We start from the raw sequence: 13,674 nt of genomic DNA on the forward strand, positions 1-13,674 counted from the left end.
GGGATGGAAGAGCAGGAGAAAAAGCCAGCCAGAATTATCGCAGACCATGGACATCTGCAACGTTTGATTACAGAAGAGGGCGAATGCTGGGGAAGAATTTCGGGCCGAATGCGTCATGATAGTCTGGAGACCAGCTTGGTACCAGCGGTTGGAGATTGGGTGGCCATTACAGGTCAGGCAGGTGAAGAAGCAATTATTCACAATCTGGTGCCCCGTCGGAGCAGGGTATCGAGACAGGCGGCAGGTCCAGTGACCAAGGAACAATTAATCGCCGCAAACGTAGATACACTGTTAATCGTGGCTGCACTTAATCATGATTTCAATCTTAGACGACTCGAAAGGTACGTGATGATGGCTTGGAATGGTGGCGTAAGGCCAGTCATCGTCTTGAGCAAAAGTGATCTGTGCAACAATGTGGAAGAACAGATCCGAAGTGTAGAAGGAATAGCCCCGGGCGTTGAAGTGCTTGCGATATCTGCAGTGGAGGGTCAAGGTAAATCCTTACTGGAACGATACTTGCAGCCAGGGCTGACTGTTGCGCTCACAGGATCTTCTGGCAGTGGCAAGTCTACGCTGGTGAACTGGATGATGGGTGAGGATGTGCAGCTTACGCAATCCGTCCGCGAGGGAGACAGCCGTGGGAGACATACGACAACACACCGGGAGATGTTTGTACTTCCACAGGGAGCCGTATTGATCGATACTCCAGGAATGCGCGAGCTTAATCTCTGGGATGAGGGCAATGATGGGCTGTCACATGCGTTTGGAGAAATTGAAGAACTTGCGGCCACGTGCAGATTTCTGGATTGCAGTCATACGCGGGAAGCTGGATGTGCAGTGAAAGAGGCCATACAGGATGGTTCATTGGATGAAAAAAGACTGAATAATTATCTGAAAATGCAGAAGGAATTGCAATATCAGCAACGCAAGGAAGAAGTGGCATCCAGAAGGCGTACTGCTTCCAGCAAACCGGCCAATAGTCGCAAACCCAAGCACTCCCGTAGTGTGAAAGAGTGGGAGGAAGCCTGAAATCAGGCGGGCATCATCCGGTATCTTGCATAAGATAGGTCAGGAGGGATGTCATTATGCCAGATTACAGGATTATTGTAGATCTTTCTGACCACATGTTATATCTTCTGGACGGCAATCAGGTGATTAAGGGCTATCCCGTAGGCACCGGCAAGATGCTCACGCAGACTCCAAACGGGGAGTTCACTATTATTAACAAACAATCGAATCCAGGTGGGCCATTTGGCGTATTCTGGATGGGACTGTCTGCTCCCCATTATGGGATACACGGAACCAATGAGCCTTGGTCTATTGGCAAATCCGTCTCCCATGGTTGTATACGCATGTACAACTCGGATGTACTGGATCTGTCTTCCAAGGTATCTGTAGGCACGAGGGTAACGATCCGGCCGTAGGGCCGGATTTTACTTTATAAGAGGTAGTTCAAAAAGTCTACTTTTGATTACGAATCATGCCTAGCGGCATCAGGACTGAAGTGGATGAATTTGGAATTATAGAAATAAGAACATATAATATGGTAAAACTACGGCAGTTACGAGAGAAAGCGAGTGATAGCTATGCTGATCAGGCGGGCGCGTGAAGGGGATGCGGAGGGGATAGCCCATGTACATACGGAGAGTTGGAAAACAACGTATCGGGGAATTGTGCCCGACGATTTTTTGGATCATTTGACTACAGAATCAAGATTGTCCCAGTGGGAAAAGAATATTCGCTCTGGCGAAAAGGATCAGATTCTGGTAGTAGCTGAACAGCCTGATGGGAACATTGTCGGATTTGCTTGTGGGGGTAAGGAGCGTGAAGGCAAATTAGCTTATGATGGAGAGCTGTACGCCATATATTTGCTGAAGGAAGTGCAACAAACGGGCATAGGTCAGAGACTGTCTACACATGTGGTTAATCATCTGCGAACCCTTAATATGAAACGTTTGATCATATGGGCTTTGGAGCGTAATTCAGCTTGTCGCTTCTATGAAAAGATGGGAGGCACTCCAGTCCAAACACAGTCCACCCGCATCGGTGGTCAAGATCTGATCGAAGTTGGCTACGGATGGGAAGACTTGAGCCTCTTTGGAGAGAAGAGCCTGCCCGACTGTTGAAAGACGTCCAGATGCTGACAGAATAGTGGGGGGTTGTATTGTTTCCCTTAAGCTTAAAGAATGGAAGAGCTAATTCAGGTCTTCACGTTTGCGTAATTCTGAACAAGGTTAATGATGTATTACACCGTTGTGCAGGTGTGACATTTAATCTTGATCAGGAGGCGTATTCACATGACTTTAATGGACACTGAACATACAACATGGACGAAACAATATATTAATGGCAGCTGGGTAGATGGCTCCGGTGAGAAAACAATGGAGAATATCAATCCTTATTCGGGAGAAGTTATTGCCACATGGCGCTCTTCCAATAAGAAAGACATAGATAAGGCTTATGAGTCAGCTCAGAAAAATTCGATTGAATGGGCGAAGTCATTACCTGCTGCGAAAGAAGAGGTATTGCGTAAAGTTTCATCCCTGATGGCGGAGCGAAAAGAGGAGATTATTCAGCTGCTGATCACGGAATCCGGGAGTACCCGAATCAAATCGGAGGCGGAGTTTGCAGCGGCTAAACGCATTGTGGACGAAGCATCATCTTTTCCTTATCGCATGAGGGGTGAGATCATCCCGTCCAATACCCCTGGCAAAGAGAACCGTGTGGTTCGTGAGCCGAAGGGAGTGATTGGTGTTATCGGGCCATGGAATTTCCCTTTGCATCTATGCCTGCGATCTGTAGCTCCAGCGATTGCTCTTGGTAATGGTGTAGTGATTAAACCAGCATCGGACACTCCAATTACGGCAGGTTGGCTTATTGCCGATTTGTTTGAACAGGCCGGTCTGCCTAAGGGCGTGCTGAATGTCGTTGCCGGAAGTGGCAGCGAGATCGGGGATTACTTTGTTGCTCATCCGGTTCCCAAAGTGATTTCATTCACGGGTTCCACAGAAGTTGGACAAGGGATCGGTAAACTGGCGGGTGAACATTTAAAAGAAACGGCACTGGAACTAGGTGGCAACAACGCGATGGTTGTGCTGGAAGATGCGGACATTGAACGTGCTGCCGAAGCGGCGGTCTTTGGTAAGTTTCTGCATCAGGGACAGATCTGCATGGCTCTGAATCGTATCATTGTGCATGCCGATATTTACGACCAATTCGTCGAATCATTTGTTGCCAAAACGAAGAATATCCAGGCAGGTGATCCGGCGGATGCTAACACACTCGTGGGTCCTCTCATTCGGGAAAAAGAGGTAGAACGATTGCTGGAGCTTGTGAACAAAACCAAGGCCGAAGGTGCACGGTTATTGCTCGGGGGGACCAGTAAAGGCAGCGTGCTGTCTCCTACTGTACTTGCCGATGTTAAACCTGAACAGGATATCGTGCAGCAGGAATTGTTTGGCCCAGTGGCAGTGATCATGAAGGCTCATGATGAGCAAGAAGCTGTACGTTTGGCGAATGATACTCCTTATGGACTTAGTGGTTCTGTATTCACCAAAGATCTGAATCGAGGATATCAGGTTGCCCAGCGCATTGAATCGGGTATGGTGCATGTAAATGATCAGTCTGTGAACGATGAAGCGCATGTGATGTTTGGCGGTGAAAAAGCTTCAGGGATTGGACGTTTCGGTGGGGATTGGGCCATTGAGAAGTTTACACGTACTCGTTGGATCAGCATTCAGCACCAATATCGGGAATATCCGGGAGTGAAATAAGTCGAAAAAGAGTGAACTAGCAGGGGCATTTATGAATGTTTAGAGTGGGTTATAAAAAGATCGACAAATCATGCGAAAGTCCGTCTCCAGCTTGGTGGGACGGGCTTTTTGCACAATATTACACCTTGGCAAAATACGGCTTAATATAAGAGTTGAAAAGCTGTTTGGGGCTGACGCTATCTGGTTATTTATGGATACACGGAAGAATCGATCCGTAAATCCAATGGCAAAGGGGCTTAAATTCATGTCCATTGACCGCTTTATTCTGAGGAAACTGAATACCTGTCAGGAAGAACATACACGTGCCAATTTGGTTCGGCTGTTTGTCATTCGTATTCGTAAAGCCGAGATTGCGGAAGAACATGATGCCGCCTATGTCCTGAGCAAACTGCACTGAGTGATGGCTGATATAAATTCGATCCGCTGTTAACGTGTATACAACTCAAAAAAGGAAGCTTGTCTATAACGACAGCTTCCTTTTTCATGTCTTGTAATGAAAGTAGCTTGAATGACTCCTTTTAATATAACGATAAAGCAAGGGAGTCATTTTCACTTCGACTGTGGAGAATGGCTTCTCCATTAACAATCTCAATACTAATTAAAGAATGCAGACATTTTTGAATGGCGCGTTTACCGTTGCTAATTTTATGCTCAAGAGCACTGCTAAGCAATCTTAATGTCTTCTGCATAGGTTGTTTGTTTTCTTGATTAAAATATACAGGGATTGATTTGTTTTGAAAGGTTATTAGGGTTCTCACTTGAAATCACCTCACGGTTGTTATTTCATACAGCTAATATTAAATTCCAATGCTTAAAATTACCTTAAAATCAGCTTATGAAAACATAAAGGTGGGTAATGTTTGAAAAGTGTTCACAATTCAATTGTGAGCGAAGGAATAAAAGTCCTGAAAAACGTAACTTAATTACCATTTAAATGGAACAAAAAACTAAAGTTTTCGTATCCTCGCAATAATTAATTGCATAACTGCCACGAAAGTTCTGAGTCGAATGTACGATATTTTAATATATACGTGGGTCATATGTAACAAAATTACAGGTGGTACATTGCAAACAGGGTGTTTATGTAAGAAAATAGGGTTGATATAACGATTCATTCTCTTTTTTTTGATTTAATCTGACATTAGGACAATTTACATATGAGACCATGGGAGGGATTCGGATGATTCTAACCGTGTATTCCGGCCGCGAGGAAGGAGAATGGTTCGACATTGATGTTCCGGACGAATGTACCATTGAACATTTGAAGACATTACTCGGCGTTCGCATTTTTGGACAGGCACCGGGAGACGGCATTCAGTACATCCTTGAAGCCAAGTTTCCGGAAGGTCTGTGGTTCTCTCCGCAGAACGCACAGCAGTTAATGGAAACAGGGCTGCGACAAGGCAGTTGCGTACGTGTCCAGCGGGCTTTTTCAACGACTTCGGAAGAAGCGCCTGTATATGGAAGACGTTCATTGTTTCAGCAGGACAGCAACGAATAGGGCTTTTGAACGTATACATTCATTATTGAACGAACTAAAGGAGGTCTTCTCTTCGTGAATGTGTTATATCAGCGTTCTCCAAGAATGACACCGGTTCTCAAGGAAGAGAGACTCGAAATACTCAGGCCTCCAACAGAACCGAGCAAACCCACGTTTTCCATGATATCCATTATTGTGCCGATCATGATGACTATGGTCAGCATTGGTTTCTACGTATATATCAATATGACCGGCAAAATGGGCAACAGCAATTATATGATGTTTCAGATGATGACGGTCATGATGATGCTTACTTCTTACACCATTCCATTCTTCGTGTATCTGAGCAACAAGAAAACATATCGCAAAAAATTGGAAGAACGTAAAACAATGTATCTTGCCCAACTGGACAAACACCGGGAAGAACTGAAGGAAGCTCAGGCGGAGCAAGTGAAAAGCCTGTATGAAATCCATGGTGATCCGGGTGTATGTCTTCAAGTGGTGAAGAACCGGAACAGTTCCTTGTGGGAGCGTTCACCAGAGGATGATGATTTCCTTCAGGTGCGTATTGGTACAGGAGAGATTCCATTCCGCATCAAACTTCAGGTTCCGCGGATTGATGGTTACGAGAAAGATGAACTGATTGAAGCGGCCCATGAACTTGCGGCTGAATTCCAGACGGTACCGGATGCTTCCATTACATTACCTTTGTTCCAATCGAAGGTTGTGGGACTTGTCGGTGATCGGGAGGAAGTGCTTGCTTCCCTGCGAGTCATCATCTCACAACTGACGGTACGCCATTCCCCGGATGAATTGAAGCTTGCTGCTTTCTATGAAGAAAAGGACAGCAAGGAATGGGACTGGCTTCGCTGGATGCCCCATATCTGGGATGAAGACCAAGGACAACGCTATATGGCCGACAGGCACAGCGGTGCGCATCAATTGGCGGACAGCTTGTTTTCCGTGTTGAACCGGCGTCGTAACAATAAGGAAGACCGCTACAAGAAAAGCGTACAAACACCATGTTACGTTGTAATTCTCTCCGATACGCAATTAATTGAAGAAGAACCGTTGCTTCCGCTGCTGCTGGAGTCGGCTCACGAGATTGATGTATGCACCATCATACTGGCAAATCGCAAAGAGTCTCTACCGATGCATTGTCAGTTGATTATGGATGCCTCCAAAGGCAAAGGGGTGTATATCAAAAAAACGGAAGATGCGGATGTTATTCAACAAACGTACAAGCCTGATGTGATCTCTAAGAAGATGGCAGAGGCTCTTTCCCGTTATATGTCACCGATCCGGTTAAAGCGGTCATCTGCTTCAGATATCCCGCAAGTTCTTCCGTTATTCGATATGCTGAGCACATCACGCGTGGAAGATCTGGATGTGGTGTCCAGGTGGGGACAGACGAGATATCCTGATACGCTGCCCGTACCAATGGGTGTACGCGCTGGTGGCAAAAAAATTGCGATAAACCTGCATGACAAAATTGAACGTCAGGGTCATGGTCCCCATGGTCTGATTGCAGGTACAACTGGTTCAGGTAAAAGTGAAGTCATCCAGTCCATCGTAGCTTCACTCGCTGCTGAATTCCATCCACATGATCTGGCCTTCATGCTGATTGACTATAAAGGTGGCGGTATGTCCAATACATTTGTTGATCTGCCTCATGTGGTAGGGACAATCACCAATCTGGATGGGAATCTGATCGAGCGGGCGAATATTTCACTTCGTGCCGAACTGGTCAGAAGGCAAAAAATATTAAATGATGCGGGAAACCTCCAGCATATTGATGAATATTACAAGATTCTGCGTTCCAGACATGAACAGCCACTTCCACATTTGGTTATTATCATTGACGAGTTTGCTCAATTGAAGAGGGACCAGCCGGAGTTCATGGATGAATTGATCAGTATCGCGGCCATTGGCCGGACACTTGGGGTTCATCTAATTCTGGCAACCCAAAAGCCAGCCGGTGTTGTGGACGATAAAATATGGAGTAATTCTCGTTTCCGGATCTGTCTTCGCGTACAGAGTGAGGGAGACAGCAGGGACATGATCAAGATTCCAAATGCTGCCTGGATCACAAAGCCTGGTCGCGGATATTTCCAGGTTGGTAGTGATGAAGTATTTGAAGAAATGCAATTCGCCTGGAGTGGTGCACCTTATAACCAGCAGGAGGATTCAACAACGGTATTGCCTGTTATGGAAGTGCGCCTTAACGGTAAGCGGGAGCCACTGTTAACTGGAGAGCGCAGAGCCGTTCTCAAAGGTGAAGATGTTCCGAAACAGCTTCAGGTATTTATTGATTATGTAGCGCAGTCTGCAGCGGATGCGGGTATCCGACGTTTGCCAGGACCATGGTTGCCACCTTTACCAGAGACACTGGAATGGGAAGGTCTTCAGGACTGGCAGGAAGAAGAGAATCGGGATCTGCTGCTTGATGGCGGAGCCAGTGGTCTGAAACCACTGGTTGGTTTGCTGGATGATCTCCCTAATCAGCGCCAACAACCGCTCGCGTTGCCTGTGGATCAAGGACATCTGGTCGTGTACGGCATGCCGGGTCTGGGAAAAACAACATTTGTTCAGACCTTGCTTATGTCCCTGGCCCGTTCCCATAGAACTGAGCCTTGGCATGGTTACATTATCGATATGGGCCGTATGATGAAAGACTTTGCAGCATTACCTCAGATCGGTGGCGTGATGATGGCTGAAGAGGAAGACCGGATCAAGCGGTTATTCCGCTATATTCTTAAGCTGTCAGCACAACGTAAAGATATCATCTCGGAGGCGGGGGTTAAAACGATTTCGGCCTACCGCCGGACAGCTCACGCGGCTGTCCCGCAGGTTGTGGTCGTTATTGATGGTTATCTTTCATTCCGCAATGCCTATCCGGAAGAGAATGAACTTCTGGAGACGATCTTGCGTGAAGGCGGAAGTCTGGGTATCACCTTTGTGCTCACCGCCAATCGGGTAACAGATGTATTTGAAAAATTCAGAAGCAATATTCCCAATGCGGTTTCATTTGAGTTATCCGATCCAAGCGATTATTATTATGCCGTGGGAAGACCTTCCAAGGCGCCAAGCCAACTTCCGCCAGGAAGAGGTCTGGTCAAAGGGCAAGTGCCTCCGTTAATGTTCCAGGCGGCATTACCTTCTTCCGGGGCAGATGAGGGCAAGCGTTCATCGGCACTGCGCCGTACGATTGCTGAGATTCGCCAAGGCTGGACAGGGGAAGAAGCGCCGCAGATTGCTCCACTTCCGGAAGAGATTAAACTGAAGGATCTGCTCATTCGGACAGGAACATATGGTCAGGCTTGGGATACATCGTCTGTAACTGTCCCTGTGGGACTGCTTACGGATGATCTGGAACCATTCGAGCTTAATCTGCGTGAAGGTCCGCATTTCATGGTAACGAGTCCGATGGAAGGCGGCAAAACGACATTTTTATTGACATGGATGTTATCACTGGCTTATCATGCTTCTCCGGAAGCTGTGCAAATATACACAGTAGATATGCGTTATGGCTCAGGTGGGCTGGGGGAAATCAGCAGTTTGCCCCATGTCCGTGGACATGTATCGCGAGAAGAACAGCTTGCACCTGTCATTCAACAGTTGTACGATGAAGTTCTGAAAAGAGGCGAGATTTCCGGTGGACCGGAACTTGTGCTCGTCATCGACGATGCGGACACTTTGTCCAAGCAGCTAAACGATTTTAATGTAAAAGATCAATTGGGAGCGATTGTTCGTCAAGGAAGGGATCGCGGTGTACACGTGATTCTATCCGGAGTTCCGGCAGACTTCCCAACCTTTGGTTCTGACTGGGTAACGGATGTGAAGGCTTCCCAGAGCGGAATGCTGTTCGGGACTTTAGACCCTAACGATCTCTCGTTCTTCCGTATACCTTATTCCGAATCTGGAGGTAGTTCAGGTGGGCTGAAGGTACTGCCTCCGGGTCAAGGTTATTATGTAAAACGTAAATATTCCAGGGTTAAAGGTGCAGTTCCATGTGATGACAGCTGGAAAATGACCGATTGGATTTCTGAAATTCGTGACCGATGGCATGTTGTAGTTTGAGGGGAGGTGGCTCATAATGTTGACGGTTCATGATTCTAAGCAAAAGGTAGTCACGTTGCAAACAAAGGAACTTTTTTTCCTGGCTGGTATTCTCGGTTCAGACCGACTGCTTGGTGTGGAAGATCCGTTTCGCGGCTATATGGCGGAAGATATCGCGATGGAGTGGGAGCGTGTCAAAACCTCCCTGCTTGACAAAGGATATCTGATTCGGGATCAGGATACCGATGAGCTGATCATGACACCGACCGTTTTCTCGAGGGTAGCCATTGCCGGATTGTCCGACAGAGCTTGTTGGATTCGCTACACGATCAACGGCAAGTCGTATGAGAGTTATATACATTGCACGGATGAGCGGGTCGTTGAAGTTTCCCGTGTTGACGACGTACCGGACTCGTTCCGGCTCAGCGATCTGGGAAGTGTTCGTGAAGCTATCGATGTTCTGATAGAGCGGATGAAATGGAGCGGCCATTCTCCTGCGGAGAAACCGGCCCTAATGTGCTCCAAGAAAAAATTTTATGATGTCATGAATGAGCTCGAAAACAGCGGAGTACAGACCGTAGCAGCGGAACTCGAACAGGAGACAAGTGATCCTGAGGGCTCACTTGCACTGGCACGCTGTCTGGTGGGTAAGGAGTCAGACGGGGAGCTTAGGTTGCTTGTATGGAATGAAGACGGGTGGAAGTCGCAGTCCGCAGCATTTGCTGCAAGTGCGGTATCCAACTGGTTGTTCCGGATGAGCACTGCGGCTTCAGATGATTGGCTAGTTGCAGCACTGACGACTAGAGAACAGTTTCACGAGATGCTGCTGGACTGGCTTAAACAGCCTGCAGGGGAAGAGGAAAGGTGATGGTAAATGCGCATTCGTGTGGAACCGGATGTGCTTCGGGCACTGAGCAAGCAGATTCAGTATGCAGCGGAGCAAATACAGCAAAAGATGACAGTGTTGGATCAGGCGATTCATTCGCTGGAGTGGGAGGTTGAATCCCGCGCAGCGGTGATGAATGAATGGAATCACAGTAAACGACTGGGCGAGGATGCGCTGCGTCGATTAATGGACTTAAGCGTACAGCTGGGACGCAAAGCGTTGTTATTCCAGCAGGCAGACATGGAGTATCGTTCCGTGCTGAGTCATGTGAACACAGCCTATGGTAATGCGGTCAATATGCTGAATGTTCTTCAGAACAATCGTACAGGAGAAATCATGCCTGCACATTCTGCAACTGTAGCTGTAGTATCCGATCCCCTTTCCGCAATGGCGGCCGTATATCGTGTACAGGATGCCGCTCCGCCTGATGGCTCCCCGGCTACATTAGTCCAGGCTATGCAGCCTGAGCCTGTAGCTTGGAGATTCACAGATCCTTCCTTTCGGGGAAGAAGAGGGACCGAGCCTGTGGTTTCCTGAACAGGGTGAATAAAAGTAACAGCAGAAAGTGAATCTTTTTTTGTAAATAGGCTGTTAGGAGAAGTTTCAAGTGCTGAAAATGGGGTAAATAGGATTAGGTCCTTCGGCTTTTGTCCGATCGATCCTGGTATAGTACAATTTGAACAAGTAAAAATTTAATTGCACAAACCAAGGAGGAATTTACCAATGGCAGGACGTATTTTAGTTACCCCAGAGCAGCTTGATCAGGTTTCCAACCAATTTAAACAAAGCGGTGAGCAAAGTCAGCAAATCGTATCTACATTGACTCAATCCATCACAAGCATGGAAGGACAATGGGAAGGTATGACAAAGCAACGCTTCTTCCAAGAGTTCCAAGAAGCTAGCAAACAAATGCAATCATTCGTTCAAACGCTGAACAGCATCAGCGCTGAACTTACAGCTATTGCTAACAAATTCCGTACAGCTGACCAAGCTCGTTAATCTGCTTTACATAGATCAGGCCGATGTGAAGAAGTCTGAATTCGTCCTGAATTATAGGTGGATAGCAAGCTGAAGATGTACAACTACAGCAAAAACCGGGCGTTGTCACAACACCCGGTTTTTGCTGCAACTATGACACTAGGACAGAGAGAGGGATAAGCATGTCTTTTCAACCAAATCCCGGGGATGAAGTGGTGATTAACGACATTGCCTATACGATTGGGCAACATCCGGCAGCGCCGGGTCTGGCTTATGCCCAAGCCGGAAGGCAGGGGATTGTTTATCAGTTGTTACCCCGAAATGGTTCCATTCATGGGGCCAAAGCACTAAAAGTCTTTTTTCCTAAATTCCGTATTCCGGCTATGGTATATCAGTCTGAGCATATGGAGTCTTATAGTGAACTGCCAGGTTTGCAGGTATGCAAGCGTGATGTGCTCACTCCGGAAAGAAACGGAGCGCTCATTGGAAAACATCCCGATCTGTTATATGCGGTGTTGATGCCATGGGTGCAAGGTCAGACCTGGTTCGATGTAATCAGTGATCAGAGACAGTTGACGGCTGAGGAGAGCCTGAAGCTGGCTAGAGCGCTTGCTGGAACAGGTTCGGCTATGGAACAACGTGGACTGGCTCATTGCGATATGTCCGCTCCCAATGTAATGATTCCGTTTTTTTCCGAAGTGGAGAACCTGGGGAAGACGTCTGCGGTAGAACTTGTGGATGTCGAGCAGATGTACGGTTCCAAAATGGATCGTCCGGATGCCCTGCTTGCCGGGTCACCCGGTTATGCAGCCCATCGAACAGTGCACAGCGGTTTGTGGAGTTCATATGCTGACCGATTTGCCGGAGCTGTTATCATTGCTGAAATGTTAAGCTGGTCGGACCCTGTGATTGTAGAGAAGGCGTGGGGCGAAAGTTATTTTGACCAGCATGAAATGCAAACAGTGAGTGAACGGTATTATGCGATGCGGGAGTCCCTTGAGAAGCGTTGGGGTTCCAAACTGTCCGATCTGTTTATTCGAGCTTGGGAAAGTCACGATCTGAGCAGCTGTCCGACGTTTGGTGAGTGGTATGTTGCATTGGCTGCGGTAGACGTGGATCAGGCCAATGCAGCGGCTGCTGTGACAGCGGAAGAAGAAGCTGCCAATTCGTCCGAAGCTGATGTGAATCTGAAAAAGAGCTCAGAACCAGTAAGTGAACCGGTGAATACGCAAGACGGGAACCGTCCTCAAACGCCGCACTCTCCCGATCAGGAAGCGGTTGTGAACCGTCTGTTCCTGCAAGCAAGAGCCCTGGAGGATGAAGATAAACCGGCTGCAGCACTGGAAGTGTACCGCTCGCTTTATCATTTTATTCCTCATAACAGCGCGATGCAGATGGAAGTCGAGGCTGCAATTAAGGAACTGGATGCAAAGCTTAATCCAAAAGAAGACACAGACAAACCTGTACCTGTGCCATTCTACAGATCCAAAAAGTTCATGATTTCCTCCGCTGTGCTTATTGTATTGCTGGCAGGTGGCGTGCCAACGGTCAAAATACTCGCCGATCAGGCAGAGGTGAAACAGAAAGAACAGCAGGAAGCCACACGACTGGCAGATATCAAAGCTGCGGAAGAGGCTGAAGCAGCAAAGGCAGCTGCGCTCAAACAGCAGGAAGAGCAAGAGAAACAAAAGGCCGCAGATGCTGCAAAACTGGACGCAGAGGAAAAGAAAAAACTTGCTGAAGCCAAGCAGAAGGCAGCTGAAGCAAAGAAAAAAGAAGAAGAACGTAAGGCGTTACAGGCCAAGTACGACAAACAGGCGAAATATGAGGCCTTTCTGGTGAAGCAGGAACAGCAGAAGAAAGAAGCGGCTAAGAGAGCGGAGCAGGAAAAATACGATAAACAGGCGAAATATGAAGCTTATCTGGTCTGGAAAAAAGAGAATGATGCCAAGCTTGCAAAACAGGAAGCGGAGCGTAAAGCGGCAGCTGAAGTTAAACGTCAACAGGAGATTGCTCAGAAAGCAGCTCTGAAGAAAAAACGTGCCCAGAATGTGGTCACGCTGATTGCTCATTACAATAAAACGTATAACGCGCAAAAAGGCAGAAAAATTGAAAATGCGGAAGCGTATGCCCGTGATTTTAAAAATCTCTACAATACAGATGCTTCCTATTTCAAAGGTGTCGGCAAAGTGGCCGCTCGAATGAGTGCCATTAACAAATTCCTGAGCAACAACAGTTATACGTTGCCCAACTTATAGTACGTGTTCAAAAAGGACGGTTTTCAGTACCGAGAAGATGGGATGAAGCTAGAAATGGAGTAGCGGAGCGTAGGGAGAACTACGTGAGCAACTAAAATGTTTCCGAAAGAAACATACTTCGTAAGCATAAGCTTATTCGGCTGAATTTCATATTCGATGCTGCGGATGCCTATAGGCATCCATCGTAATCAAAAGCGGACTTTTTGAACAACTTCTTATAAAATAACATGTGAACGATGG

Annotated in this window: 12 protein-coding genes; 11 read left to right on the top strand and 1 reads right to left on the bottom strand. The window is 47.2% G+C overall.

Features of this window, described 5'->3' with window-relative positions:
• Nucleotides 1-3: 3 nt before the first annotated feature.
• The 5 genes from rsgA (at nt 4) to MKY44_RS10255 (ending at nt 4,170) form a co-directional block, all read left to right on the top strand.
• Nucleotides 4-1,029, top strand: coding sequence for a ribosome small subunit-dependent GTPase A (gene rsgA / locus MKY44_RS10235; RefSeq protein ID WP_405172971.1), 1,026 nt, complete (start codon nt 4-6; stop codon nt 1,027-1,029).
• 56 nt (nt 1,030-1,085) lie between these two features.
• Nucleotides 1,086-1,424 carry a L,D-transpeptidase gene (locus MKY44_RS10240; RefSeq protein ID WP_036609207.1) on the top strand — a complete coding sequence of 113 codons (339 nt, stop codon included), beginning with the start codon at nt 1,086-1,088 and terminating at the stop codon, nt 1,422-1,424.
• A 162-nt stretch (nt 1,425-1,586) separates the two neighbouring features.
• Nucleotides 1,587-2,126: a GNAT family N-acetyltransferase gene (locus MKY44_RS10245; protein WP_341006946.1), complete on the top strand. Its 540-nt coding sequence runs from the start codon at nt 1,587-1,589 to the stop codon at nt 2,124-2,126.
• A gap of 171 nt (nt 2,127-2,297) precedes the next feature.
• Nucleotides 2,298-3,773: an aldehyde dehydrogenase family protein gene (locus MKY44_RS10250; RefSeq protein ID WP_341006947.1), complete on the top strand. Its 1,476-nt coding sequence runs from the start codon at nt 2,298-2,300 to the stop codon at nt 3,771-3,773.
• Nucleotides 3,774-4,017: 244 nt separating this feature from the next.
• The gene (locus MKY44_RS10255; protein WP_164783094.1) at nt 4,018-4,170 is read left to right on the top strand and encodes a hypothetical protein; all 153 of its coding nucleotides are present in this window, start codon (nt 4,018-4,020) and stop codon (nt 4,168-4,170) included.
• Nucleotides 4,171-4,291: 121 nt separating this feature from the next.
• Here the strand turns inward: MKY44_RS10255 and MKY44_RS10260 are convergent, their stop codons facing one another.
• A complete protein-coding gene (locus MKY44_RS10260; protein ID WP_074094612.1) occupies nt 4,292-4,531 on the bottom strand; it encodes a hypothetical protein in 240 nt (79 codons plus the stop codon).
• A 422-nt stretch (nt 4,532-4,953) separates the two neighbouring features.
• On the opposite strand from MKY44_RS10260, the gene MKY44_RS10265 reads away from it, so the two are divergent.
• The 6 genes from MKY44_RS10265 (at nt 4,954) to MKY44_RS10290 (ending at nt 13,434) form a co-directional block, all read left to right on the top strand.
• A complete protein-coding gene (locus MKY44_RS10265) occupies nt 4,954-5,274 on the top strand; it encodes a hypothetical protein (RefSeq protein WP_074094613.1) in 321 nt (106 codons plus the stop codon).
• 54 nt (nt 5,275-5,328) lie between these two features.
• Nucleotides 5,329-9,333 carry a type VII secretion protein EssC gene (essC, locus tag MKY44_RS10270; protein ID WP_341006948.1) on the top strand — a complete coding sequence of 1,335 codons (4,005 nt, stop codon included), beginning with the start codon at nt 5,329-5,331 and terminating at the stop codon, nt 9,331-9,333.
• A 16-nt stretch (nt 9,334-9,349) separates the two neighbouring features.
• Complete coding sequence (locus MKY44_RS10275) at nt 9,350-10,180, top strand: hypothetical protein (protein WP_047842537.1); 831 nt, start codon at nt 9,350-9,352, stop codon at nt 10,178-10,180.
• A gap of 6 nt (nt 10,181-10,186) precedes the next feature.
• Nucleotides 10,187-10,735: a WXG100 family type VII secretion target gene (locus MKY44_RS10280; RefSeq protein ID WP_017689072.1), complete on the top strand. Its 549-nt coding sequence runs from the start codon at nt 10,187-10,189 to the stop codon at nt 10,733-10,735.
• A gap of 186 nt (nt 10,736-10,921) precedes the next feature.
• The gene (locus MKY44_RS10285; protein WP_017689071.1) at nt 10,922-11,197 is read left to right on the top strand and encodes a WXG100 family type VII secretion target; all 276 of its coding nucleotides are present in this window, start codon (nt 10,922-10,924) and stop codon (nt 11,195-11,197) included.
• A 161-nt stretch (nt 11,198-11,358) separates the two neighbouring features.
• Nucleotides 11,359-13,434 (top strand): hypothetical protein, encoded by a 2,076-nt coding sequence (locus MKY44_RS10290; protein WP_341006949.1) that lies wholly within the window; start codon nt 11,359-11,361, stop codon nt 13,432-13,434.
• Nucleotides 13,435-13,674 lie beyond the last annotated feature (240 nt).

It is taken from the genome of Paenibacillus sp. FSL R7-0026, from assembly GCF_038004485.1.
Taxonomy (GTDB): domain Bacteria; phylum Bacillota; class Bacilli; order Paenibacillales; family Paenibacillaceae; genus Paenibacillus; species Paenibacillus xylanexedens_A.